The sequence below is a fragment of the Streptomyces lydicus genome (assembly GCF_001729485.1).
Taxonomy (GTDB): domain Bacteria; phylum Actinomycetota; class Actinomycetes; order Streptomycetales; family Streptomycetaceae; genus Streptomyces; species Streptomyces lydicus_D.
The window spans coordinates 642,420-667,238 of the sequence record NZ_CP017157.1 but is presented as its reverse complement, the minus strand read 5'-3'; the positions used below and the strand labels follow the sequence as shown (position 1 = coordinate 667,238).

Sequence of the window (24,819 nt, the reverse complement as noted above, 5' to 3'; positions counted from 1 at the left end):
CGCAGCGGCTCAGCCGCCGGCGGCGAAACCGGGGAAGAGGGTCATGCCGCCGTCCACGTAGAGAGTGGTGCCCACCACGTAGTCCATGAGGTCCGACGCGAGCCCGACGGCCGCGTGGGCGATGTCCTCGGGGTCACCGACCCGCCCGTAGGGAATCAGCTGCAACAGGCCCTTCTCCGCGTCGGGAGTGTCCCAGGCGCTGCGGTTGATGGGCGTTCTGATGGCTCCCGGAGCGATGGCGTTGACCCTGATCCTGTGGGGTGCGAGCTCCTGGGCGAGCGTCGTCATCATCATCTGCACGCCGCCTTTGGAGGCCGCGTAGTTGACGTGACCGGCCCAGGGGATGAGCTGGTGCACCGAGCTCATGCAGATGATCTTCCCCGCGGCCCGCGACACCTCGGGGACGACCCCTCGCCGCAGGAATTCCTTGGTCGCCTCCCGAGCGCAGAGGAACTGACCGGTGAGGTTGACGTCCAGCACCTTCTGCCACTGGGCCACCGTCATCTCGGTGAACGGGGCGTCGCGCTGCAGCCCGGCGTTGGCCACGAGGATGTCGATGGTCCCGAACTCCGCCACCATCCGCTCGATCATCGCGGCGACCTGGTCCTCCTGGGACACATCGGCCTCGTACGCCGCCGCGCGCACGCCGAACCCGGAGATCTCCTCGACCACCTGCTCGGCCTCCGCGCGCCCGGCGACGTAGTTCACGACCACGTCGGCTCCGGCGCGTCCCAGACCGATGGCCGTCGCCTTGCCGATGCCGGAGTTCGCGCCGGTGACGAGTGCCTTCTGGCCTTGCAGCAGACGCGCGGGAATGACGCCCTGGGGGGCTCCCTGAGTCACGCTCACACCGGTTCTCCTCCTCGACTGGCTGACCTCGGCCTCGTGCGGCTGCTGGCTGCGGTCGGCCCCTGTCGACACCGAACCACCCGGGAGCCCGGGCCACACCCCGGGCGCGGGCGGAATGCGCCGATCGGCTGACTCCGGCGCCGGCGGCTGCGGCCCTTTCCCCGCGTGCAGGCGATGTGTGCGCGGGATAGGCTGTTTGTCACGAAGGTCAGGATCTTCGGGCGGACTTACCCGCCGGTCGCCTTGTACGCGATAACCGAATTCTTTCTGCGGCGATCCCGACGAGCGCGGTGCACCTCCACGCGGTACGAGGAGGTGGCAACGGCCACCTCCTTCGTCTCTCGCTCACCCCCGCTCTCCCGCCGTCCCGCGCTCCGCACCCCGAAGTGGCGCCGGCTTGCGGTCCCGCAGCCCGCAGTCCCCGTGGAGGCCCGGATGAGAGTGGTCGTTGATCTTTCCCGATGCCAGGGGTACGCACAGTGCGCCTTCCTCGCTCCGGACGTGTTCCGGATGCACGGCGAGGAAGCGCTGATGTACGACCCGAACGCCGACGACGACCGGCGCGACCAGGTGCTGCGCGCCGCGGCCGCCTGCCCGGTCCAGGCGATTCTGGTCGACCGGTTGGAGAAGCGGGACGCACCGGCGGAGGCGTCGCCGTCATGACCAGCGCCGACAATCTGCAGGCGTTCAAACGCGACGGCCGCATCGTGGTGGTCGGGGCGTCGCTGGCGGGGCTGCGGGCCGCGGAGACGCTGCGCGACGAGGGGTTCGCCGGCTCCCTGACCATGATCGGCGACGAGTTGGGCGAGCCCTACGACCGGCCTCCGCTGTCCAAGCAGGTACTGACCGGGTGGGTGCCGGCCGGGGGCACCAAGCTGCCGCGGCGTCGTGAGATCGACGCGGAGTGGCTGCTGGGTGTGCCCGCCGGCGGGCTGGACCTGGCGACCAACCACGTGCGTCTGGCCGACGGACGCGAGGTGCCCTTCGACCGGGTGTTGATCTCCACCGGGGTGCGGGCCCGGCCCTGGTTCGTGGAGAGCGAGGCGGCACTGGACGGGGTCTTCGTCGTGCGTACCCGCGAACACGCCGAGGGCCTGCAACGGGCCCTCGCCGCCGGGCCGTCCCGCGTACTGGTCATCGGTGCGGGATTCACCGGCTCCGAGATCGCCTCCATCTGCCGCGAGCGGGACATCCCGGTGACCGTCGCCGAACTCGCGCCGGCCCCGCTGGTCGGGGCGCTCGGCGCCATGATCGGTGAGGTGGCGGCGGACATGCAGCGCGCGCACGGCGTGGACCTGCGCTGCGGTGTCAAGGTGACCCGGCTGGAGGGCGATGCACAGGGACGGCTTCGCCGCGCCCACTTCGACGACGGCACCACGATCGACGCCGACGTGGCGGTGGTGGCCCTCGGAGGCATCCGCAACACCGAGTGGCTGCGGGGCTCGGGGCTGGCGGCGGGTGTCTGGGGGATCGCCTGCGACACCGGCTGCCGCGCGCTCGACCTCAACGGCCTGATCACCGATGACATCTTCGTCGCCGGCGACGTGGCACGCTGCCCGAACCCGATCTACGAGTACCGGCTCATCTCGCTGGAGCACTGGGCCAACGCCGTGGAGCAGGCCGAGGTCGCGGCGCACAACATGGTCAGCGGCCAGGCGGACCGCTGGCCCCACCTGACCATCCCGGTGTTCTGGTCGATCCAGTTCGGCGTCAACATCAAGTCCGTCGGCGTGCCGACCTTCGCCGACGAGGTGGTCGTCACCCAGGGATCGGTGCCCGACCGCCGCTTCGTCGCCGCGTACGGCTATCGGGGCCGCGTCACCGCGGCGGTGAGCTTCAACAGCGCGAAGTGGCTGGACCACTACCGGCAGCTGATCGAGACGGCCGCCCCCTTCCCGCCCCCCTGTCCCACGCCCGACCAGCCCGCCGACAGCAAACCGGCGCCCGTCGACTTCCCCGGGCCCGCCCTGCTCGCCCAGGGCGCCACCGTGGTCGTCACCGGCCACGACCCGAGTGAGCGGCGCGTCACGGCCGCGTACCAGCACCGGTAGGAGGGAGCGCCAGATGACCACGACCGAGAAGCCCGACACCCTGCGCCGGATCCTCGACCACTCCTCCCGGGCCGACCCGTACCCGTTGTACGCCGAGCTGCGCAGGACGCCGGTGGCCCTGCAGGAGGACGGCAGCTACGTCGTCAGCACCTATCGCGAGCTCACCGACCTCCTGCACAACCCGCACCTGAGCTCGGACACCCGCAATCTCTCGCATCCGACGGCCGGAGCCGAGGAACAGGCCACGCCGGCGTTCATCAACCTCGACCCGCCCGCGCACGACCGCCTGCGGCGTATGGCCATGCGGCATTTCGGCCCCCCGCACACCCCCGGGCTGGTGACCGGGTTGGAACCCGTCCTGACCACCACCGTCAGCGGCCTGATCGACGGCTTCGCGGGCAAGGAGCAGATCGACGTCGTCGACGACTTCGCCTACCCGTTCCCCGTCAACGTGATCTGCCACCTGCTCGGCGTGCCGCGCGAGGACGAACCGAGGTTCCACGTCTGGGTGAACGACCTCATCAACTCGATCGACTACGACCCCAGGACCGATCCGAAGGAAAAGCTGGAGAAGGGCATGCAGGCCCGCAAGGACCTGCGGGAGTACCTCGGCGGGCTGCTGGCGGAGCGCCACGGCCGTCCGGGCGACGACCTGTTGTCACGGCTGGCCAACGACGACGGGCCCGACGGGCGGATGACCGACGAGGAGATCATCTCCACCGCCAATCTGCTGCTGATCGCCGGTCACGAGACGACCGTCAACCTCATCACCAACGGCATGCTGACGCTGCTGCGCCATCCGCAGGTGCTGCAACGCCTGCGCGACGAGCCGGACCTCGTCGTGCCGCTGGTCGAGGAACTGCTGCGTTACGAGCCGCCGGTGCACATCATTCCCTGGCGGGCGGCGTACAGCGACATCACCGTCGCCGACACCGTGATCCCCAAGGGCTCGCGGATCATGCTGATGCTGGCCTCGGGCAACCGCGATCCGGACCGCTTCCACGATCCCGACCGCTTCGACCCCGACCGGCGTGACAACCAGCACCTGGGCTTCGGCAGCGGCATCCACCTGTGCTTCGGCGGGCCGATGGCCCGGCGGGAGACCCACATCGCGCTGACCGAGCTGGTACGCCGCCTGGACCGGCCCAGGCTGGTCACCGACCCGCCACCGTACCGGCGCAGCCCCGTTCTGCGCGGGCCGGTCCATCTGCTCATCGAGCAGGGCGCCGGCTGAGCGCGACGGCCTCACCCGGCGAGGACGCTGATGCCGTCGCCCAGAAGCTTGAGGCCGAGCACGAAGAACAGGACGGCCAGGACGGCGACGTTGTGCCGCGCGGCCCAGTCCCGCCAGCTGCCGAGCATGCTTCTGGCGCGCTCGCCCATGACCACGTAGACGGCGAGCGGTGCCAGCACTCCGAGCGAGGCGATGACCACGAAGATCGCCAGCGTGCCGATCTGCTGGGGCACGGGGAGGCCGGCAGAGCTGATCGAGGCTCCCGCGGCGATGGTCAGGGGCGCGTTCTTGAGATTGCCCGCCGAGAGCAGCAGCCCCAGGCCGAGGATCTTGACGGGGGTGAAGTGGTCGATCGCCGCCATCCACTTCGGGAGCTGCGCCTGAGAGGCGTCCTTGGGGCGGCGCCGCCACTGCCGGGCGCCGAAGAGGACGAGGAGCGCGCCCAGGGCGAGTTTGAGGGCGCCGACCCATGTGGCCGGGTGCTTGTGGGCGGAGGCGCCGCCGGTACCACCGACGGCCAGCATGAGCGCACCGAGTGCCGCGAGCCCCACCACCCAGCCGAGCGCGAACAGCGTTCCGTTGCGGCGCCCCTGCGGGGTGGCCAGGACGAGGATGATCGCCACGATCGGGAGCGGGCTGACCGCGACGCCCGCGGCCAGGCCCAGCACATCACCGACAGCGTGTCCCACTGCGGCCTCCGGGGAGAGACGGATGATCCGAAGCGGACTGCCCATGTCGGCTGGCCGGCAGCCGGGATGCCTGGCCCTCGTTCGGGCGCAGCCCTCTTCGCCATCGTGGGGGCGTCCGGGCCCGGCTTCCACCCGCCGGTGGCGAACGGGTGACCGCCACCCCGAAGACCCGCAGGGCCGCGCACGGGACGCCCGGAGACCCGTACGGGGCCGTTCGCGTGACTCCGTGGAATCCGGCCTCGGTTGTCAGTGCCGAGCTGTACCGTTCGCGCCATGGTCACCCCTGTCACACCTGATGAGGCGAACGAGGCGATACGTGCCTTCATGGTCGCGCCCGTCCGTCGTGGCCGGCCGTTGTGGCCGGAGGAACAGGCCCGGTACGAGGAGTTGCTGGACGCGTGGGCGGCGGCCGTGCGCGGCGGGTCGGCGGCGTCGGGGTTCGCGCTGAACGGCTGCTGAGCGCCGCGCGGGGACGCATCGAAGGCGGCAACTGCTGCCCGTAAGGCCCGAGTTCACGCACGGCGGGTGTCAGAACCCGCCCCCGCAGTGCCCGTATGAGCCGAGGGACAGCCGGCAACGGGGACGTGCGGCACGCGATGCACCTGTGGGTTCGTGAAATGCCGGAGGCGTTGCGGGAGTTGCGGGGCCGCCGGAGCGGTGGGATTTCGGGCTCGGCTCCCTTGAGGTGCCGGAGGAAATCGTCCGGGGGAGGTGCGCGGACGGTTTTCCGTTGGGGGCGTTGAACGTCCTTTACGGGGAAGTCGATGAGCTCGACCACCCGATGAAGGGCCACCCGTACGAGGCCCTGGAGGGGTTCGGGTGAGGCCCTGCCCCCGGCCTTGTTCGCGGTGCGGGCGCGGGGACGTACGGCCGTTCTGCGGGCGGGTGTGCGCTTGGGGCGGGGCGGGGCCGGTGGGGCCGGGCGACGCGCTGACCTGGGATGTTGTGCGAGGTGGGGAGCGCCGGCGCGGGAGCGTTCAATGGGCGTGCGCGGGCGGGCGGACACCACCGGGGGACGCCTGGAGCCGCGCCGCACTCCTTCGCCACTGTGCGCGACGTCGTGGCGGCGACTTGACTCCGGTCATGGCGATTCGTGCCTGATTCTTGGGTATTGACCTGTCCAGTTCCGGTATCACTGGATATGCCAACGTGAACCGTTGGAGGCATGTGCATGGAGGCGCACCATGGCCGCCCGACCCCTCGTCGCGCGTCAGATCAACCAGCAGTTGCGGTCGCTCATCCAGGAGGCCGCGGTGTCCAACTCGGGGCTGGCCCGGCAGGTGAACGTCCTGGGGCAGGAGCAGGGGCTGGACCTTCGGTACGACAAGACATCCGTGAGCAGGTGGCTGAGAGGGCAGCGGCCCCGCGGCCGGGTGCCGGCCATCATCGCCGAGGCGCTCAGCAGCAAGCTCGGCCGTACGGTGTCGACCGAGGAGATCGGCATGGCCAACGGCAACAGCGTGACCTGCGGGGTCGGACTGCACTTCGCGGCGGGTGTGGAGGACGCGCTGGCGCAGGTGCGCGAACTGTGGCACATGGACGCCGAGTCCAGGGACGCGCTGTCCGGCGCCACCATGGGCACCTCCGCACTGGTCGAACCGAGCCGGGACTGGCTGATCAGCACCGTGGACCCGGAGGTGGCACGGGAGCGGCGGCTGGGTCCGCGGGCCGGGACGACCGAGGTGGAGCTGGTGCGGGCGACCACCGAGGCCCTGGTGGAGCTCGACCACCGCATCGGCGGCGGCTATGTGCGTCCGGTGGTCGTCTCGTGCCTCAACAGCGTGCTGTCGGGGCTGATGACCGGCAGCTACGGCGAGACCACCGGGCGGCAGCTGTTCGCCGCGGCCGCCCGGCTGACCGAGTTCGCCGGGTACACCGCCCTGGACACCGGCCAACCGGGCCTGGCGCAGCGGTACTACATCCAGGCGCTGCGCCTCGCGCAGGCGGCGGACGACCGCTGCTACGGCGGTTACGTGCTGGCGTCCGGGCTCAGCCATCTCGCCGTCGACGCCGGGTGCGCACGGGAGGCGGTGCAGCTGGCCCGGGCCGCGCAGGAAGGGACGCGGGGGCAGGCGCCGCTGGCCGCGCAGGCGCTGTTCTACGTGGCCGAGGCCCGCGGCTACGCCCTCCTCGGGGACGCCCGGATGTGCGGGATGCTGGGGGACAAGGCGTTGGAGGCGATGACGCATGCCGCGCCCGGTGACACCCCGGAATGGATCGCGCACTTCGACCGGGCCTACCTGGCCGACGAGTTGGCGCACTGCTACCGCGATCTGCAGCAGCCGCGCCAGGCGGCCCGGCGGGCCACCGAGGCGCTCGCCCGGCACCCGCGGACCCGCGTGCGCCGCCGGGCCATCGACCTGCTGCTGCTGGCGTCCGCGCTGGTGCAGGCCGGTGACGTCGAGGAGGCGTGCCGGGCCGGTGAGCAGGCGCTGGCGCTGCTGGGCAGGATGCGGTCGGCGCTGGGCGAGCGGTACCTGGAGTCGTTCCGGGCCGAGCTGCGGCCCTACCGGGACACCGAGCCGGCCTGCGCGTTCGACGCGCTGGTGCAGGAGAGCGAGACGCGGGTGCCGCTGCAGCGTGCGTCCGGCCGGTGACGGGGGCGTGGCGGCGCCGACGGCCAGGAGGACCGTCCCGTCCCGCGGGGGAGGTGGCGCGGAACCGGTACTGCCTGGCCGTCGGCTGTCGGGGCGGCTCCGGGCGGTGCGCGGAGCCGGCGGGCGCGGGTCGCTCATCGGACGTCCGTCACGGCGGCGTGGGCCGGTCGGCGCACACGCCCGCGGTGAGCGGCAGCGAGGCCCAGACGGTGCAGCCGTTGCCGGCCTCCACCCGGCGGCCCCACTGGACGGCTGACCTGGCGACGAGTTCCAGTCCGCGGCCGTGCTCCTGGCCCTGGCCGGGGCGGCGCATCCGCGGTACCCAGGGGGTGCCCCCGTTGTCGTGCACCTCAATGTGCAGCAGGTGCCCCGCCTTCCGCAGCCGGCAGGTGATGCGCATGCTGGCGGAGTGCTGGATCGCGTTGGTGACGAGCTCGGACAGCACCAGCAGGACGAGGTGGCGGGTGTCCTCACCGTGGATCCGCTGCCCGTCGAGCCAGGCGCGGGCCAGGACGCGGCAGACCGGTACGGACCGCTCCAGCGGCGGCAGGCCGATGGACAGCCGGCTTGCCGTGCGCCAGCCGTCGGCGGGAACCAGCGCGCTCCTGGCCTCGGGCCAGGTGTCGATGTGCCGGGCCGTCAGTATGACGTCGGCCCCGTGCATGGTGGGTAACACGACTACCCCTTTCGTAGGTGCCTCGCGGGACCCCCGATATCACGTCTTGGATTTCCGGAAAATCGATGCGTTCCGGGATTTCATTTCTGGCTTTCCGTCATTCATTCAAGCAGTACGGAGGGCGCTCCGGAAGGCGCGCTACGAAGCATTGAGCGCGGCCGCGAATATTGGGAAGTGAAATAATATCAGCGCAAGAAAACGGTTGCGTATGCGCGAGGAATTGCCGCATTGCCGGGTTATCTGCGCCGGGGTCGGTTGCGGGATCGGTTGCGGGAGCACGCGGAAGTACGCCCGGACAGCACGGCGTTCGGCGGGCACCGGTCGGGTGCCCGCCGAACGCGGGATGATGCGCGCCGGCCGCCGTTACGTGGCGGTCAGCTCCAGCCCCAGCAGGCCCGCGACGCCCTCGGCGAGCGCCGCCAGCGTCGGGTGCTGCCAGACGAAGTCCCGGGCGAGGGTGACGCCCGCGGAACGCTCCACGCGCCCGCGCAGCTCCATGGCCAGCAGGGAGTCGAATCCCAGTGACTTCAGCGGGGTCTGCGGATCGAGGGGGCCGTCGCCCAGCCTGAGCACGGCGCGGACGTGGTCCGCCAGGAAGTCCTCCAGGGCGGCCCGGCGCGCCAGCCCGGCGGGCAGCGCGGCGAGTCGGGCGGGCAGGTCCTCGGTGGCGCCGGGGGCGGCCGGCCGGTCCGCCGGCCGCTCGCCGGGGTCCGCTACCGCGCTGAAGAACGGCAGGTGCCGGCCGGCGGAGGGCAGCCAGGTCTCCGGCGGGCCGGGCAGCACACCGGTCTGCACCCGCCGTCGGGCCAGCAGGCTGTGCAGCGCCGCCATGCCCTGGTCGGTGGGGATGGTGCGGTAGCCGCGTCGGCCGAAGTCGGTGGCGACGCCGGTCTCGCCCCAGGGGCCCCAGTTGACCGCGAGGGTGGGCAGGCCCTGCGCCGAGCGCCAGGCCGCGAAGCCGTCGAGCCAGGAGTTCGCCGCGGCGTAGGCGCCCTGGCCGGGGTTGCCCAGCAGCGAGGCCATCGAGGAGAACGCCGCGAACCAGTCCAGCGGACTGCCCGCGGTGGCCTGGTGGAGGTGCCAGGCGCCGACGGCCTTCGGCAGCCAGACCTTCGCCAGCTGCTCGTCGGAGACGTTGGTGAGCACCGCGTCGTCGAGGACCATCGCGCAGTGCACGATGCCGCGCAGCCGCGATCCGTCGGCGGCCGCGGTGGCCACCAGCCGTTCCGCGGTGCCGGGTTCGGCGATGTCGCCGAGGACCACCGAGACCTTGGTGGTGTCGTCGCCGAGCCCGGCGATCAGCCGGGCGGCCTCCGGGGACGGCGCGGAGCGGCCGTTGAGGACGAGGTGGCCGGCGCCGCGCTCCGCGAGCCACTGCGCGGTGGCCAGCCCCAGGCCGCGCAGCCCGCCGGTGACGACGTAGGCGCCGCCCTCCTGCACGGGCAGGTCCATCTCGGGCAGCACCGCGCGCGCCTCACCGCCGTTGGGCACGGTCAGGACGAGCTTGCCGACGTGGTCCGCGGCGGCCATCGTGCGGAACGCCGTGGCGGCTTCCGCGAGCGGATACTCGGTGCAGTGCAGGGGCTTCAGCCGCTCCTCCTCGAACTCGTCCAGCACCTCCTGCCAGACGGCCGTGAACACGCCGGGGCGGTGGCGCCGCAGCTCGATCAGGTCGACGGTGCGCAGGGTGACGTTGTGCCGCAGCGGCAGCATGCCCAGCGGGGCGTCGGAGAGGATGTCGCGCACCCCGAGCTCCACGAACCGGCCGAACGGGCGCAGCGTCTCCAGACCGGTGCGGATGGCCGCCCCGGACAGCGAGTTGAGCACCACGTCGACGCCCTCGCCGGTGACCTCGCGGATGCGCTCGCCGAAGTCCAGCGACCGGGAGTCCATGACGTGGCGGATGCCCATGCCCCGCAGGTAGCGGCGCTTGTCCTCGCTGCCGGCCGTCGCCAGCACCTCGGCGCCCAGCGACCGGGCCACCGCGATCGCCGCCAGCCCGGTGCCGCCGGTGGCCGAGTGGATCAGCACCCGTTCCCCGGCGGTGAGGCGTGCCACGTGGCGCAGCGCGTACCAGGCCGTGACGAAGGCGATCGGCAGTCCGGCCGCGGCGACCGGGTCGACGCCGAACGGGACCGGCGCCACCGTCTCGGCCGGCACGGTCAGGAACGACCCGAAGGCGCCGCCCCGCAGATCGACGGCGATCACCTCGTCGCCGACCTGGAGCCGGTCCACGCCGGCGCCCACCGCGCTGACGACGCCGGAGCATTCGAACCCGATCCGGTAGCGGACGTCCCCGTCGCCGGGGAGCAGGCCCATGGCGGTCAGCACGTCGCGGAAGTTCAGGCCGGCGGCGGTGACCCGCACCTCGACCTCGCCCGCCCGCGGCGGCCGCCGCCCGGTGACGGCGTACTCCAGGCTCGACAGGTCGCCCAGCCGGCCGGCGCGCAGCCGGAAGCCGTCCACGCCGTGCCGCACGGTGCAGGGCGTCGCGGCCCGGCTCCCGGGGGCCGCCTGCGGGGCGGGCCGCAGCCGGGCCACCCAACGGCCGCCGGCGCGCAGCGCGACCTCGTCGTCATCCGCGTCGGCCAGCAGCTCCAGCGCCACTTCCGTCGGGTCGGCGTGCCGGGCATCGGCGTCGATCAGCACCGGGCGCAGCTCGGGGTGTTCCAGCGCGGCGACCCGCACCAGCCCGCGCAGGGCGCTCTGGCCCACGTCGACGGTGTCGCCCGGCTCGACGTCGCGGGCCCCCCGGGTGACGACGCACAGCCGCGGCGCGGCCGAGGTGCCGGTGACGGCCTGCACGGCGCCGAGCAGCCGGCGGGTGCGCCGCAGGGACTGCCCGACCGGGTCCGCGCCGCCCGGGCTCCCGCACACCAGCACCACGCCGCGCGGCGGTTCGAGGCCGGCGGCGAGCCGCTCGGTGAGGGTGTCGCGGAAGGTGTCGAGACCGGCGTCGTCCAGCGGCAGGTCCCAGACGCTCGTACGGGCGCAGCGGGTGCGCAGCGCGGCGGCCAGCACCCGGGCGGCGCCGTCGGCCTCGCCCACGAGCAGCCAGCTCCCCGGGATACCGCCGCCGTCCGGGGCGGGCCGGGTCGCCCGCTGCCAGCCGATCTCCAGCAGCCAGTCGTCGGCGGCCGGGGTGTCGCGCACCGCCCGTCGTGCGAAGCGGATGCCGTTGGCGGCGAGGACCACCGTGCCGGCGTCGTCCAGGAGGCGGACGTTCGCCACGACAGCGTCCGGCGCGTTCTCGCTGATGTGCGCGTGGCCGTACGCGGCGGTCGCGGGGTCGCCGAGGACCCGTACCGCCTGCATGCCCACCGGGAGCACCAACGACTGGTCGTCCTCGTGCATCAGCGGTGCGACCGCCAACTGGGCGCACAGGTCCAGCAGTACGGGGTGGACCGGCAGCCCGGGCGCGGGATCGCTCGCCGTCGGGGGCAGCGCGACCTCGGCGACGTAACTGTCGTGGTGGCGCACGGAGCGCAGCCCGGTGATGCCGGTGAAGGCCGGGCCGTGCTCCAGTCCGCGCCGGCGCAGGCTCTCGTAGAAATCGGCCGGGTCCAGCGGCAGCGGGTGTCGCATCCGCAGCGCGTCGACGGATCTCGCGCGCTCCTCCGGCCGTACGGTCAGCCGGTGCAGCACCGCGTCGGCCTGCCGCTCCCAGCCGCCGTCCTCGCCCCGGGCCAGGATCTCGCAGTGCGCCCGGTCCGGGGCCGTCATCGTGACGACGGTGCTGAGCTCGGTGTGCCGGTCCAGGCGCAGCAGCTGCTCGAAGTGGACGTCGGTGACCTCCACTTCGTGCGGGGCCGCGCCGAACACCTCGCAGGCGGCGGCGAGCGCCGTCCCGCAGTGGGCCGCGCCGGGCAGGACCGCGTTGCCGTGCACGCGGTGGTCGGCGAGCCAGGGCAGCGCCTCCGTGCCCGCGTCGGCGCGCCAGCAGTGCCGCGCCGGCTCGCCGGGCACCTCGGTGTGGCGGCCGGGCAGCGGGGCGACCGCGGCCCCGGCCGGCTCCGCGGGGTGCGGGGCGTGTGCCCAGTGGTGGCGGCGGTCGAAGGTGAGGGTGGGGGCGTCGACGAGCTGCCCGTCGGCGTAGAGGCGACGCCAGTCGACCGGCACGCCGGCGCAGTGCAGGGCGGCGAGCTGGGTGCGCAGCGTGGTCGGTTCGTCCTCCTCGCGGCGCAGGGTGGGCAGCACCACGGGGGCGCCGGCCAGCCCGTCCAGGCTCCGCTCGACGGAGTGGGCGACGACGGGGTGCGGCGAGAGCTCGACGAAGACCTGGTGCCGGTCGGCCGCGGCGGCGGCCACCGCCTCGGCGAACCGGACCGGGCGGCGCAGGTTGTCGCACCAGTAGTCGGCGTCGAAGGCCGGCGTGGTCCCGGCGTCCACGACGGTCGAGTAGAACGGCACCTCGGCCGGCCGGGGGGTGAGCCCGGCCAGCGCCGTGCGCAGCGCCGGCAGCACCGGGTCGACGAGCGGGCAGTGCGAGGCGACGTCCACGGCGATCGGGAAGACCGGGACGCCGCGGGCCTCCCAGGCGGCGGCCAGCCGGCTCACCTCCGCGGTCCGCCCGGCGACCACCGTCGAGTCGGGTGCGGACAGCACGGCCACCGAGACGGTTTCGGCCGCTCCGTGCGCGAGTTCCTCGCGGACCGCGTCGGCGCCCAGCCCGACGCTCAGCATGCTGCCGGTACCTGCGATGTCGCTCAGCAGGCCGGAGCGGCGGCAGATCACCCGGACCCCGTCGGCCAGCGACAGGGCCCCGGCCACCACGGCCGCGGCGACCTCGCCCATCGAGTGGCCGATCACGGCGGCGGGTTCCACCCCGTACGCGCGCCAGGTGGCGGCGAGGGCGACCTGGAGGGCGAACAGCACCGGCTGCACGGTGCCACAGCCCTGCACGGGCTTGCCGCGCCGCAGGACGTCGAGCACCGACACCTCGCTCTGTGCCCGGATGAGTTCGTCGGCCTCGGTGAGCGCGTCCAGGAAGGCCGGTTCGCTCTTCAGCAGGCCGCGGCCCATGCCGGGCCACTGGGAGCCGTGCCCGGAGAACACCCACACCGGCTGCCGCTGCACGGCCGCGCCCACGGCGCCGGTCAGCACCGCCGGGTGGCGCCGGCCGTCGGCGAACGCCCGGAGCGCGCCGACGAGTTCACGCCGCCCGGACGCCACCAGCCCCAGCCGGCCGCGGCCCGCGCAGCGCCGCAGGGCCAGGGTGTGCGCGAGGTCCCGCAGCGGTACGTTCGCGCCCTCGCTGCCCTCCACCCAGTCCGCGAGCCCGGCGGCCGCGGCGGGCAGGACGTCCGGGGAGCCGGCCCCCAGCAGGAACACCTCGGGGGCGGCCGGCGCCGGGGGCGCGGAGCGCCGCGGGGCGGCCGGCTGCGGGGCCTGCTCCAGCAGCACGTGGACGTTTGTCCCCGAGAAGCCGAAGGAGGACACCGCGGCGAGCCGGGTGGGCGTGGCCAGCGGCCAGGCGGTGAGTTCGGTGGGGACGAAGAAGCGGGTGCCCGCCGCGCTGATCGCCGGGTTCCAGCGCCGGAAGTGCAGGTTCGCCGGTACGGCTCCGCGCTGCAGGCACAGCACGCTCTTGATCAGGCCGGTGACGCCGGCGGCCGGCTCCAGGTGCCCGACGTTCGTCTTCACCGACGTCAGGGCGCAGCGGCCCGGCCCGTCCCCGTAGACGTCGGCGAGACCGGCGAACTCGACGGGGTCGCCCACCGGGGTGCCGGTGCCGTGGGCCTCGACCATGCCCACGTCGCGGGGGTCGACCCCGGAGCGGCGGAGGGCCTCGCGGTACAGGGCCCGCTGGGCGTCCGCGGAGGGCGCGGCCAGCCCGTCGGACGAACCGTCCTGGTTCGTCGCCGAGCCCCGCAGCACCGCCAGGATCCGGTCGCCGTCCCGTAACGCGTCGTCGAGGCGTTTGAGCACCACCACGCCGCAGCCCTCGCCGCGCACGAACCCGTCGGCGCCGGCGTCGAAGCTCCGGCAGCGGCCGCTGGACGACAGCATGCCCATCCTGGCGAACGAGCGGGTGATGCGGGGGTGGAAGGTGAGGGTGACGCCGCCGGCCAGGGCCAGGTCGCACTCCCCGGCGTTCAGCGCCCGGCCCGCCATGTGCACCGCCACCAGCGACGAGGAGCAGGCGGTGTCCAGCGCCACGCACGGGCCGTGCAGCCCCAGCAGGTACGAGATCCGGCCCGCGGCCACGCAGTGCCCGTTGGTCAGGATCGACCCCTCCAACTCCTGCGGTCCGCCGGCCAGATGGTCCATGTAGTCGGCGTAGCTGATGCCGGCGAAGACGCCGGTGGGGGTGTCGTGCATCCGCTCCGGCGGGAGTCCGGCGTGCTCCAGTGCCTCCCAGGTGACCTCCAGCAGCAGCCGGTGCTGCGGGTCCAGGGCGTCGGCCTCGCGGCCGGCGACGCCGAAGAACGCGGCGTCGAACCCGGTGACCTCGCGCAGATAGCCGCCCTGGCGCGGGGGCTCGCTCCCGGGATCGCCGCGGCCGAGGGAACCGCCCGGGGCCAGTCGCCGGCGCTCGGCGGGCAGGTCGCCCACCGCGTCGCGGCCCTCGGCCAGCAGCCGCCACAGGGCCGCGGGTGTGTGGATGTCCCCGGGCAGCCGGCACCCCATGCCGATGACGGCGAGGGGCTCGGAGCTGCCGCCGGTGTGCGGCCCGGGTGCGGGGTGGGGTGTGGGGTGGGTCATCGCGTCTCCGTACGTTGGCGTGGTCCGGCCGGGGTCAGACGGCTTGGTTGCTGCCGAGGAGGATGGCGTTCTTCACGCCGCCGACCTGGTAGTTGAAGGTCAGCGCGTAGTCGAAGTCGAGCGGGCGGGGCCGCACGCCGGGAACGGGGTCGAACGGCAGCCCGTCGGCGGGCTGTTCGCAGTTCGCGGTGGGGCACACCTGCCCGTACTCCATCATCATCAGCGTCAGGGCGACGCCCACGCAGCCGGCCGGGGCGCCGTTGTGGCCGAAGCAGCCCTCCTGGGACGTCATCAGCGGGCGCCGGTCGGGCCCGTACAGCTCCCGGACGGCCTGGGACTCGAAGGCGGTGACGACGACGTTGCCGTCGCTGCCGCCGTGCACGTAGGGCACGTTGTTCAGGTGCCACCGGTCGCCGAGGCAGCGGCGCACCGCGGCGACCAGTTCGCTGCCGGTCTCGTCGCACGCCAGCGGGTTGGCCAGCCCGTCCCGGGTCATGGCGGTGGACAGCACCTGGCCGTAGAGGTGCGCCCCGCGCCGGGTGGCGTGCTCCCGGCTCTCGATGACCAGGGTGGCCGAGCCCTCCCCGTGGTTGATGCAGTCGGCCCGCCGGTCGTAGGGCCGCATCAGGGAGAGGAAGGACGGCACCAGCTCCGGCATGTCCGGGGTGCGCAGCGCGTCGTAGGTCTGCTGCGCGCCGTGCAGCAGCCGCTGGATGTTCTGGATGAGCCGCATGTCGAAGACGTCGACCCCGGTCACGACGGCGATGTCGACCTCGCCGCGGGCGATCATCCGCTTGGCGTGGGCGATCTGCACGGCGGACGAGGCGCAGCCGCACGAGACGGTGTAGCAGGGGCCGTTGGAGCGGGTCAGGGCGGCCTGCACCAGCGCGACGTCGGAGGGGGTGACGGCTTGTTGGGCGGCGACGAACAGCTCCATCGCCTCGGGTGCGGTGGTCGTGGCGGGGTCGGCGCGCAGTACCGAGAGATAGCTCTCGACATTCGCGTCCACACCGCCGCGGCCCACCAGGACCGCGGCCTCGCCGAGCGCCCCGTCGCGGTAATTCAGCCCGGCGTCCGCACATGCCTGCGCGAGCGATACCAAGCCGAATCTGTGCGCCTTGGTGTAATGCCGGGAAAAGAAGGGGGGAAGGTCCGGAAAGCGCTCGTCGAACATCTCCTGGGTCAGCCCGACGGAGCCGTAATAGACCTCGTCGTACTTCAGACAGGACTGACCGTTGACGGCGACTTCCCAGGCTTCTTCGGCGGTGAAGACCGGCTTCTCCGCGCCCGGCAGGCAGAATCCGACGCCGGTCACCACGGCGCTCCGGTCCGGATCGTACTCTTCGAGGTTCCTGGCTTCTCGGTTCACGACAGGACTCCGTCCCTCACGAGGATCAACATGTTCCCGCTCCTCTGCGAACTGTGCTCTTCCGGTGCCGCACGACGCCTACTCGGCGATGGTCGTGCGGTAATGCCAGCGATAGACGGGGACCTGCTCACCGTCCAACTCGGCGTATTCGCCGTAGAATTCGAAACGCTCGTAGCCATTGCCGCGCACGAGCCTTACCGGGTCCCGGAGATCCTCGCGCGAGTTCTGCGGCAGGGCCTTTCCCCCGGGCTCGTCGACGAGAATCACGATGCTTCTTCGCGCCATGCTGCACTCTCCGGTGTTCGTTTCAGGGTGTGCTGAGCTCAGCCGGAACGACGGCTGATCCGGATACAGATGTGCGGCGGGGGAACCTGCAAAGAGGTCACCGCGAGCGGCGGCTGCCGAGGGGAAGGGGGCGCCGGCCGACCCGGCGTGGCCTGCGGAGCGGCACCGGGCGGGAGGGGTGTGGGCGGCGGCTCGAGCGGCGGGCCGGGAGTGGGGCGCAGCTGCCGCTCCCCCGCCGGCCGGCGGTATTCGATCGCATGACGCCCCCTCGGTCGAAGGGTGGGGGGCCGATCAGCCGGTGCCGAAATCGGCACCGGCTGACGGATCCAAAACCCTCTACCGGGGACGCCCATACGGCACCACGGTCTGACCGCAACCAGGCACGGGGCCGGGCCAACGAGTAGGCCAGATGCCGCTCCCCGGAGAGGGTGGGCGGCCCACCGGTTGGATGTGTCAAGTTATCCACGGCCCATAGACGGCCTACAACAGTCAACCGCTAAGGCCACCCGTTCGGAGCAGCGCGAAATCTGGAAACTCGTACCAACTTGCGCCGCGGCATTGGTCGATGTCTTTAATTCGCTCATGACTGATGCAGCGCCGACTTGCGCACTTCTTCCGCTCCACCGCGAAATGGGGCCGTCTACAGCATTGCGCGCGCCGCTCGGCATTCACGCACGGGGTGCCCGGCACCCGTAGAGCGTCCGCCGGCCGGCGTTTGCCGCGCCGGGACACCGTCCCGGGCCGAACACGCCGCGCAGTAAGGCAAATTGAAGTGCCCACCGGTCTCCGACCGGTTCCGCGCGCACGAGGCCCCCGCGCTTCCCCCCACCACCGGACCGTCGGCAACTCCCCCTCAGACAAGGGCCATTCGATAATGACGTTCGATGCGGTGTGCCGGTCTTCCCGCGCCTGCGACATCCCCACGATGACGCTCGCCGAGTACGGGGAACAGCGGTGGGAGGCCGCGATAGAAGGGCTGGAGCCGCTGACCATGTCGCCCTACCGGGCCGGGTGGCGGCTGCGCGTCCTGCCCAGCATCGGGCACGTCCACGTGCGCCGGATGACCCGCCGGGTCGTCAACCGCGCGCTGCACTGCTGGATCACCGACGAGTGCGGCCTGTCGACGCTGAAGAACAGCCTCGCCGTGCTGGTGCGCGTCCTGGAGCAGGCCGTCCGCGACGGCCTGCTGGACGCCAATCCGGCCCGGGTGACCGGCTGGCAGCAGGAGTTCCAGCGCGCCCAGGCCGAGCACGCCGCCCCGCGGCAGCTGGCGCTGCCCGGCCCGGAGGCCCTCGACCGGCTGGCGGCCCGCCTCGTCCAGCGGTCCCCGGACGGCTACCGGGGCTGGGGCGACATCGTGCGCTTCGCCGCCTGGACGGGCACCCGATTCTCCGAGGTCTCCGCCCTCCGGGCACAGGACATCGACACCGACAGCTGGACCTGGCGGGTGTGCCGGCGCACCGTGTCCGAGCCGGGCGGCCTGGTGGACTGCGCGTCCCGCGGCCGCAGCCGGCGGACGGTGCCGCTGCGGCCCGCGGCCCGCGTGCTGGTGGCCGGGCGGCTGGAGGCGGCGCGGCACACCCCGCAGGCCCGGCTGTTCACCGGCCCGGCCCGCTGCCGGTTCTCCACCGCGGTTCTGCGCGAGGCGACCGGCTGGGACGACGTCGTGGTCGACCTCGGGCACCCGTATCTGCTGCGCCACGACCTGCGGCACACCGGGCTGACGTGGATGGCGGACGCCGGGCTTCCGCTGCCCGTGCTGTGCCAGGTCGCCGAGCGCCCGTCGCCGGAGGCCGTCCGGGGCTATCTGCCGCCCGGCGGCGTATCCCCCGCGGCGACGGCGGACGGCGGGGAGCCCCGGCCAGGAGCCGGCCCCCGCCCGTGAAGCGGGCGGGGGCCGGGTCGGTCGTACTGCGCCCTCCGAGCGGTGACGGCACCGGAGCCCTCGGCCGCCTCCTCACCGGCGGGACATCCAGCCGCCCGCGGGATCCGGCGTCACGTCCCCGGGCCGGCTACCGCCCGGAGAGCTCTCCGTCACCTCACAGGTAGGTGAAGGTGCCGGCGTTGGCGGTGCCGCCCGCGGTCTGGACGGTCACCGTCACGGTCGACCCGACGGTGCCGGGTGGGACCGTCCCGGTGACGGCGGTGCCGGTCCCGTTGACCGTGACCCCGGTGGCGGGCGTGCCTCCGAAGAGCACGGTCGCACCGTAGAGATTGGTCCCGGAGAGGGAGAAGGTGGAGCCGGCGGTCGCCGAGGCCGGCGTCACCGGGACGGTGACCACCGGAGCCGGCGGGAGGTAGGTGAATCCGCCGGGGACGGTCGCGGTGCCGGCCGGGGTCGTCACGACGACCGGGACGTTGCCGCCACCGGGGGGGCCGGCCGGGGTGAGGCCGAACAGCACCGCGCCACTGGGGTCCGTACCGAGGACGGTGGCCGGGGTGCCGCCGAAGGTGACGGTCCCGCCCTGCAGGTTGGTCCCGAGAATCGTGAACGGGGTACCGCCCGCGGTCGGCCCCGAGACAGGGACGATCACCGTGGCGGTGGGCGGCAGCGGCGGCGTCCCCACCACGTAGACGTAGGTCACCGGGTTGGTGGTGCCCACCGCGTTGGTCGCGGTGACCTGTACGGCACCCGCGGCGTGCGCCGGGGGCAGCACCGTGACCGTCAGCCCGACGAGGTCCTGCCCGATGATGGTGGCCGGCGTGCCCCCGAACAGGACGGTGGTGGTGCCGGCCAGGCCCAGCCCGACCAGGGTCACGGTGTTGCCACCCGAGGTCGGCCCCGAGTTCGGCAGCACGGCGAGCAGCACGGGCCCCTGCCCGGGCGGCGGGAGGTGCGGCTGCTGGACCGGCGAGATCAGTTGGGGTGTGGGTGTGGACATGGAAGTCCTCCTGCTGTCTGCGGCTTGTTGCCCGGCTCCGCTCGCGACGGACGCGGTGCGTCCTCGGAGTCCGGGCACTGGCAGCAGCCGGCCGTACGGGAGAACGGCCCGGGCGGGCACATCCGGCCGGATCACACCTGGGGAGTGTGCGGGGCCGCCGTGCTACCGGCCGGCCCCCCACCGCCCCGTACGAGGGGCGGCGGGCGGACCGACTGCTGAAGCCCGAGGGGGATGGACGGCCCACCGACCAGGCACCACCAGTAATCCAGACGTGTTGCCGCCCGACAACGGCCTTGACGCCAGGGCACCCGTTCGGCCCAGCGTGCGTTCCGGCTCAATCACCACGGTTGTCCACAGGCCCCGGCAGAGCACTCCGCGAAGCTCGTAGGCTTCAGGGATGGCTCAGGCGGACGTGGAAATGGTCGTGGACATGGATGTGGAAGGCGCTCCCGAGGCGGGCGAGGCGGTGCAGGTGCTGCGCCGGGTCTTCGGCTACGACGCGTTCCGCGGCAGTCAGCAGGAGATCATCGAGCACGTCATAGGCGGCGGGGACGCCGTCGTCCTGATGCCGACCGGTGGCGGCAAATCGCTGTGTTACCAGATTCCCTCGCTGGTCAGAAGCGGTGTCGGGGTGGTGATCTCGCCGCTGATCGCCCTGATGCAGGACCAGGTCGACGCCCTGCGGGCGCTCGGTGTGCGGGCCGGTTTCCTCAATTCGACGCAGGACCTGGAGGAGCGGCGGCTGGTCGAGGCCGAGTTCCTCTCCGGAGAGCTGGATCTGCTCTACCTCGCACCGGAGCGGCTGCGGGTGGAGCAGACGCTGAGCCTGCTGGACCGCGGCAAGATCTCACTGTTCGCGATCGACGAGGCACACTGCGTCGCCCAGTGGGGCCACGACTTCCGGCCGGACTACCTGGCGCTGTCGATGCTGCACGAGCGCTGGCCCGAGGTGCCGCGGATCGCGCTGACCGCCACCGCCACCGAGGCCACCCACAGTGAGATCAGCAGCCGGCTGCGGATGGCGGACGCCCGGCACTTCGTCGCCAGCTTCGACCGGCCGAACATCCAGTACCGGATCGCGACCAAGAGCGACCCGAAGCGGCAGCTGCTGGAGCTGCTGCGCGGGGAGCACCCGGGCGACGCGGGCATCGTCTACTGCCTCTCGCGCGCCTCGGTGGAGAAGACCGCGCAGTTCCTGGTGGACAACGGCATCGAGGCGGTGCCGTACCACGCCGGCCTCGACGCCCGCACCCGCGCCGCGAACCAGGCGCGCTTCCTGCGGGAGGACGGGCTGGTCGTGGTGGCCACCATCGCCTTCGGCATGGGCATCGACAAGCCGGACGTGCGGTTCGTGGCGCACCTGGACCTGCCGAAGTCGGTGGAGGGCTACTACCAGGAGACCGGCCGCGCCGGGCGCGACGGCCAGCCGTCGACGGCCTGGCTGGCGTACGGCCTCCAGGACGTGGTGCAGCAGCGCAAGATGATCGACGGGTCGGAGGGCGACGAGGCGCACCGCCGGCGGCTGTCGGCGCACCTCGACGCGATGCTGGCGCTGTGCGAGACGGTGCAGTGCCGGCGGGTCCGGCTGCTGGCCTACTTCGGCCAGGAGAGCACCCCCTGCGGCAACTGCGACACCTGCCTGGCGCCCCCGCAGACCTGGGACGGCACGGTCCCCGCGCAGAAGCTGCTGTCGACGGTGGTGCGGCTGCAGCGCGAGCGGGGGCAGAAGTTCGGCGCCGGCCAGCTCATCGACATCCTGATGGGCAAGAAGACCGCGAAGGTCATTCAGTTCGACCACGACCAGCTGAGCGTCTTCGGGGTGGGCGCCGATCTCCGCGAGGCCGAATGGCGGGGCGTGGTGCGGCAGTTGCTGGCACAGGGCCTGATCGCCGTCGAGGGTGACTACGGCACCCTCGTGCTCACGGACACCAGCGGCGAGGTGCTGCGCGGCGCGCGCGAGGTGCCGATGCGGCGGGAGCCGGAGAAGCCCGCGCGGGCGGCCCGGTCCAAGTCGTCGGGCAAGCGGGCGCCGGTGGACCTGCCCGAGGAGGCGCTGCCGGTCTTCGAGGCGCTGCGCGGCTGGCGGGGGCGTACGGCCAAGGAGCAGGGCGTCCCCGCGTATGTGATCTTCCACGACGCCACGCTCCGGGAGATCGCCACCGCCCGGCCGGCGACGGTCGCCGCACTGGGCGCGGTCAACGGCGTCGGCGAGAACAAGCTCGCGAAGTACGGGCAGCAGATCCTGGACGTCCTGGCCGGCGGCGACGGCGGCGACGGCGGGGAGGCCCCGGCGGCCGCGCCCGCGGGCCGGGCCGCGGCAGCCGAGCCCGAGCCGGCGGACGAAGAGGCACTGCCCGAGCCGCCGGACGACATCGACTGGTGAGCCCTCGGCGCTTTGCCCCCCTGTGCGGCCTTTGAGCGGGCCGCACAGGGCGGTCCTTCACACGACCGGTGCCAGAGATCTTGCTGGCTGTTACACAACGTACGGGTTGCCGTTAAGGACGCTCCGTACCCTGCTGTGCCGTACCGCGCCCCTATCGGGCGGCCCGTGCCGCCCCCGACGAGGAGTACCCATGCGGACCCCGAGCCGCTCCATGATCCGTACCGCCGCCGTCGCGACCGGTGCGCTGGCCGTCCTGCTGCTTCCCGCGGGCGCCGCCTTCGCCGCCGATTCCACCGCGCCCACGGAGAGCCGGACGTCGATCATGCTGCCCGACAACGGGCTGGCCGGACTGGCCGAGAAGGCCGGTCACCTGCCCAAGGCGGGCCTCATCGGCGGCGCCGGCGCGCTGGGCATGGTGGGCGCGGCCGCCGTCGTGCACCGCCGGCGGCACGCCGACCGCGGCCGCCGGATCTGATCCGCCCCGGACCGGCCGGCCCTGCGTACGGACCGGCCGCCGGAAACCCGCGGCCGGAGCGTCGCCCGGCCACCGGGAGCGGCCGCTACTCCCCCAGCATCCGCTGCACGTCCGCGTACCCCAGCACCCCGCCGCCGGTCCCGGTCACATCCGGCAGCTCCCGCCCCTCCCGGATGGCCTCCGCCGCCCCGAGCGCGGCCTGCAGCGCCGTACGGAAGAGCAGCGAGCCGGTGCTGATGCGGCGCACCCCCAGCTCCGCCAGCCGGCCGAGGGTGTGCCGGCCCGGGGTGAAGAGGATGTTCACCGGCGCCGGCACCTCGGCGACCAGCACCGCTACGTCCTCGTCGGTGACCACCCCGGGGACGAAGATCCCGTCCGCGCCCGCGGCCAGATAGCTCTCGGCGCGGGCAAGCGTCTCCGACAGCGGCGGCGGGGCGTCCACCAGCCAGTGGGTGTCGATCCGGGCGTTGAGGAACAGCCCCGGCGCCCGCTCCTTCGCGGCGCTGATCAACTCGGCCTGCCGGGCCGGGTCCTGCAGCCCCGCGCCACCCGGCAGCCCGTCCTCCAGATTGAGCCCCGCGGCCCCGGCCTCCGCCAACTCCCCCGCCAGGTTGGCCACCTGCGCCGCGTCCCCGCCGAACCCGCCCTCGATGTCGACGGTGTACGGGCACTCCAGCCGGCCGTTGAGGCGCAGCGCGAGGGCCAGCGTCGCGTCCCGGGCCTCGGCGAGAGCCCGCCCGTCGGGGTAGCCGTGGGCCGCGGCGACGCCCAGGCTCGTCGTGCCGACCGCCGGATATCCGGCTCCGGCGAGCACGACGGCCGAGGCGACATCCCAGGCGTTGGGCAGCAGCAGCGGCTGGTCGGCGTGGTGCAGCGCGTGGAAATGGAAGGTGGCGTACTCCGGGGAGCTACTCATACCGGCACCGTAGGCATGTCTGCCCGCCGTAGCCACCGAAGACTCGCGGCGGGCCGGGGCGCGATGACCACTCCGGCGTACAGCACCCGCCCGCACGGCCCCCGCCCCGTTCCGCCACGGCCCCGCCGCCACGCCCCCGGGTGCCCCCGGGTGCCCCCGGGCGCGCCGCCGCCGCTACCCCAGCCCCGCGCACGCCCCCGGCCGCCGCCCGTACACCGTGACCCGGGCACCGTGGATGTCCGTGCCGGCGCAGCGCTCGAACGCGTCGCGCAGCGTGCTGCGCTTGGCGATCTCCTGGTCACTGTTGTCGGTGGGCCGGCCGTCGGGGTCGCTCGCGACGATGATCCGGCGGACGGTCAGTATCCGGTCGTGGATGGCGTCACCGGTGCGTTCGGTGCCGTAGAGGGTGTGGGAGGCCAGCGGGCTCCTGGCCAGGGCGAGGTCGGTCAGCCCGCGGAAGTCGTGCGGGAGGGTGGCCCGCCAGATCCGCCGCCGGGCCGGCATGAACAGCAGGCCGTCGCCGGGCCGGGCCTGCGCGCGCACGGCCTCGGCGACCGCGGTGACGTCGTCGACCCGGCTGTCGGGGCTGCGCAGATGGACGTTGACGGGCAGCAGCGCGGCCACCGCCGCCGCCACCGCGAGGCTTCTGCGCAGCCGCCGGGCGCGGGTCTGGCCCTGTTCGCCGGCCGGACGCAGCAGCCGGGCCAGCGCGGCCCCGGCGAGCAGCGCGAACCCCACGACGTAGTAGAGGACGTAGCGGTCGACGTAGGCCGGCTCGACGTGCGAGAGGAGCAGCAGCAGGAGGGTGGGCAGGAGCAGGAGGGGAATGCCCAGCGCCCGCAGGCCGACCGGGCCGCGGGAGCGCACCGGCACGCGGGCGCAGGCGATGCCGAGCACCGCGAGGACGGCGAACGTCAGCAACTGCAGCGGGTCCGGCCACATCAGCCAGCTGATCTGCGCGGACTGCCGGCTGCTGTACACGGCCAGCGGCGCCAGCGCCGCGAGGACGGTCAGGCAGCACAGGGCCCAGGCGCGCAGCACCCGGCGCGGCACAGGGGCGAGCACCAGCGCGGCACCGTGCGCGGCCAGCGCCAGCGACGCGAACTCGTGTATGAGGCAGGCGCACAGCATCAGCGCCGTGTAGCCCGGCCACAGCGTTCCGCGCGGCGGCCGGGCGGCGGCCGGCACCAGCAGATACGTCGCCCAGACGACCAGCGCGCAGACCGCCGCGTACGAGCGGCCCTCCTGGGCGTACTGCTGCACGACCGGGACCAGCGCGAAGGTGAGACCGGCGAGCAGCCCGGCCCGCCGCCCGACCAGGCGCTGCCCCAGCAGGGCGACGCCCGCCGCGGCGGCGGTCATGGCGGCCACGGACGGCAGCCGCAGGCCGATCACGTCGCCCAGGGCGCCCACCGGAGTGCTCTCGTAGACGCGGAACCAGAGGTGTATCAGCGCGTAGTACAGGCCGTGGACGACATCGACGTGCTGGAGCGTGGGCCACAGATCGGCCAGGCGGCGGTGCGCCATGTCGTAGGTGACCGCCTCGTCCCGCCATACCGCGTCCTGCCGGCGGATGCCCCACGCCCCCAGGAACAGCATCAGCCCCGAGGGCACCAGGACCACCGTCCCCCGTGCCGCCCACTCACCACGGGCGGGCACGGCGGACGCGTACGCGGGGGGTGCTTGCGCTGCGTCGATGACGGACTCC

17 protein-coding genes are annotated in these 24,819 nt (G+C 73.3%); 8 read left to right on the top strand and 9 right to left on the bottom strand.

Annotation, left to right across the window (positions count from 1 at the left end; all coding sequences use genetic code 11):
- Window positions 1-9 precede the first annotated feature (9 nt).
- Entirely contained in the window at window positions 10-849 is an 840-nt protein-coding gene (locus SL103_RS02975; RefSeq protein ID WP_244303827.1) for an SDR family oxidoreductase, read from the bottom strand.
- Window positions 850-1,284: 435 nt separating this feature from the next.
- Between SL103_RS02975 and SL103_RS02970 the strand changes: the two genes are divergently transcribed.
- The 3 genes from SL103_RS02970 to SL103_RS02960 are packed head-to-tail and all read left to right on the top strand — an operon-like array spanning window position 1,285 to window position 4,134.
- Entirely contained in the window at window positions 1,285-1,512 is a 228-nt protein-coding gene (locus tag SL103_RS02970) for a ferredoxin (protein ID WP_079146171.1), read from the top strand.
- On the top strand, window positions 1,509-2,900 hold the full coding sequence (locus SL103_RS02965) for an NAD(P)/FAD-dependent oxidoreductase (protein ID WP_069567176.1): 1,392 nt from the start codon (window positions 1,509-1,511) through the stop codon (window positions 2,898-2,900). Before SL103_RS02970 ends, SL103_RS02965 begins: the two co-directional genes overlap by 4 nt.
- Before the next feature lie 13 nt (window positions 2,901-2,913).
- Complete coding sequence (locus SL103_RS02960) at window positions 2,914-4,134, top strand: cytochrome P450 (protein ID WP_069567175.1); 1,221 nt, start codon at window positions 2,914-2,916, stop codon at window positions 4,132-4,134.
- 11 nt (window positions 4,135-4,145) lie between these two features.
- Here the strand turns inward: SL103_RS02960 and SL103_RS02955 are convergent, their stop codons facing one another.
- Entirely contained in the window at window positions 4,146-4,823 is a 678-nt protein-coding gene (locus tag SL103_RS02955; RefSeq protein ID WP_069567174.1) for a GAP family protein, read from the bottom strand.
- Window positions 4,824-5,096: 273 nt separating this feature from the next.
- Here SL103_RS02955 and SL103_RS02950 point away from each other — a divergent pair, with 273 nt between their 5' ends.
- Window positions 5,097-5,282, top strand: coding sequence for a hypothetical protein (locus SL103_RS02950; RefSeq protein ID WP_069573325.1), 186 nt, complete (start codon window positions 5,097-5,099; stop codon window positions 5,280-5,282).
- Window positions 5,283-6,007: 725 nt separating this feature from the next.
- Window positions 6,008-7,420 (top strand): transcriptional regulator, encoded by a 1,413-nt coding sequence (locus SL103_RS02945; protein ID WP_069567173.1) that lies wholly within the window; start codon window positions 6,008-6,010, stop codon window positions 7,418-7,420.
- A 148-nt stretch (window positions 7,421-7,568) separates the two neighbouring features.
- On the opposite strand, the gene SL103_RS02940 is transcribed toward SL103_RS02945, so the two are convergent.
- The 4 genes from SL103_RS02940 to SL103_RS02925 form a co-directional block, all read right to left on the bottom strand.
- Window positions 7,569-8,096, bottom strand: coding sequence for an ATP-binding protein (locus SL103_RS02940; RefSeq protein WP_244303826.1), 528 nt, complete (start codon window positions 8,094-8,096; stop codon window positions 7,569-7,571).
- Between the two features lie 363 nt (window positions 8,097-8,459).
- Window positions 8,460-14,801 carry a type I polyketide synthase gene (locus tag SL103_RS02935; RefSeq protein ID WP_079145531.1) on the bottom strand — a complete coding sequence of 2,114 codons (6,342 nt, stop codon included), beginning with the start codon at window positions 14,799-14,801 and terminating at the stop codon, window positions 8,460-8,462.
- A 34-nt stretch (window positions 14,802-14,835) separates the two neighbouring features.
- A complete protein-coding gene (locus SL103_RS02930) occupies window positions 14,836-16,170 on the bottom strand; it encodes a beta-ketoacyl synthase N-terminal-like domain-containing protein (RefSeq protein WP_208869805.1) in 1,335 nt (444 codons plus the stop codon).
- Window positions 16,171-16,248: 78 nt separating this feature from the next.
- Window positions 16,249-16,455: a DUF5988 family protein gene (locus SL103_RS02925; protein WP_069567172.1), complete on the bottom strand. Its 207-nt coding sequence runs from the start codon at window positions 16,453-16,455 to the stop codon at window positions 16,249-16,251.
- A gap of 874 nt (window positions 16,456-17,329) precedes the next feature.
- Between SL103_RS02925 and SL103_RS02920 the strand changes: the two genes are divergently transcribed.
- On the top strand, window positions 17,330-18,340 hold the full coding sequence (locus SL103_RS02920; RefSeq protein WP_164492745.1) for a tyrosine-type recombinase/integrase: 1,011 nt from the start codon (window positions 17,330-17,332) through the stop codon (window positions 18,338-18,340).
- Window positions 18,341-18,494: 154 nt separating this feature from the next.
- On the opposite strand, the gene SL103_RS02915 is transcribed toward SL103_RS02920, so the two are convergent.
- On the bottom strand, window positions 18,495-19,337 hold the full coding sequence (locus SL103_RS02915; RefSeq protein ID WP_069567170.1) for an IPT/TIG domain-containing protein: 843 nt from the start codon (window positions 19,335-19,337) through the stop codon (window positions 18,495-18,497).
- Window positions 19,338-19,767: 430 nt separating this feature from the next.
- Between SL103_RS02915 and recQ the strand changes: the two genes are divergently transcribed.
- Window positions 19,768-21,720, top strand: coding sequence for a DNA helicase RecQ (gene recQ, locus SL103_RS02910; protein ID WP_208870016.1), 1,953 nt, complete (start codon window positions 19,768-19,770; stop codon window positions 21,718-21,720).
- 190 nt (window positions 21,721-21,910) lie between these two features.
- Window positions 21,911-22,195: a hypothetical protein gene (locus tag SL103_RS02905; RefSeq protein ID WP_069567168.1), complete on the top strand. Its 285-nt coding sequence runs from the start codon at window positions 21,911-21,913 to the stop codon at window positions 22,193-22,195.
- Window positions 22,196-22,280: 85 nt separating this feature from the next.
- Here the strand turns inward: SL103_RS02905 and SL103_RS02900 are convergent, their stop codons facing one another.
- Both SL103_RS02900 and SL103_RS02895 read right to left on the bottom strand, forming a co-directional pair.
- A complete protein-coding gene (locus tag SL103_RS02900) occupies window positions 22,281-23,111 on the bottom strand; it encodes an isocitrate lyase/PEP mutase family protein (RefSeq protein ID WP_069567167.1) in 831 nt (276 codons plus the stop codon).
- A 174-nt stretch (window positions 23,112-23,285) separates the two neighbouring features.
- Window positions 23,286-24,710: a glycosyltransferase family 39 protein gene (locus SL103_RS02895; protein WP_432215386.1), complete on the bottom strand. Its 1,425-nt coding sequence runs from the start codon at window positions 24,708-24,710 to the stop codon at window positions 23,286-23,288.
- Window positions 24,711-24,819: the final 109 nt, after the last annotated feature.

What these genes read in the sequence shown, in the direction of transcription:
- SL103_RS02970 (WP_079146171.1), top strand. Translation starts at nt 1,285, where the DNA reads ATGAGAGTGGTCGTTGATCTTTCCCGATGCCAGGGGTACGCACAGTGC.
- SL103_RS02965 (WP_069567176.1), top strand. Translation starts at nt 1,509, where the DNA reads ATGACCAGCGCCGACAATCTGCAGGCGTTCAAACGCGACGGCCGCATC.
- SL103_RS02960 (WP_069567175.1), top strand. Translation starts at nt 2,914, where the DNA reads ATGACCACGACCGAGAAGCCCGACACCCTGCGCCGGATCCTCGACCAC.
- SL103_RS02950 (WP_069573325.1), top strand. Translation starts at nt 5,097, where the DNA reads ATGGTCACCCCTGTCACACCTGATGAGGCGAACGAGGCGATACGTGCC.
- SL103_RS02945 (WP_069567173.1), top strand. Translation starts at nt 6,008, where the DNA reads ATGGCCGCCCGACCCCTCGTCGCGCGTCAGATCAACCAGCAGTTGCGG.
- SL103_RS02935 (WP_079145531.1), bottom strand. Translation starts at nt 14,801, where the DNA reads ATGACCCACCCCACACCCCACCCCGCACCCGGGCCGCACACCGGCGGC.
- SL103_RS02925 (WP_069567172.1), bottom strand. Translation starts at nt 16,455, where the DNA reads ATGGCGCGAAGAAGCATCGTGATTCTCGTCGACGAGCCCGGGGGAAAG.
- SL103_RS02920 (WP_164492745.1), top strand. Translation starts at nt 17,330, where the DNA reads ATGACGTTCGATGCGGTGTGCCGGTCTTCCCGCGCCTGCGACATCCCC.
- SL103_RS02915 (WP_069567170.1), bottom strand. Translation starts at nt 19,337, where the DNA reads ATGTCCACACCCACACCCCAACTGATCTCGCCGGTCCAGCAGCCGCAC.
- recQ (WP_208870016.1), top strand. Translation starts at nt 19,768, where the DNA reads ATGGATGTGGAAGGCGCTCCCGAGGCGGGCGAGGCGGTGCAGGTGCTG.
- SL103_RS02905 (WP_069567168.1), top strand. Translation starts at nt 21,911, where the DNA reads ATGCGGACCCCGAGCCGCTCCATGATCCGTACCGCCGCCGTCGCGACC.
- SL103_RS02900 (WP_069567167.1), bottom strand. Translation starts at nt 23,111, where the DNA reads ATGAGTAGCTCCCCGGAGTACGCCACCTTCCATTTCCACGCGCTGCAC.
- SL103_RS02895 (WP_432215386.1), bottom strand. Translation starts at nt 24,710, where the DNA reads ATGCTGTTCCTGGGGGCGTGGGGCATCCGCCGGCAGGACGCGGTATGG.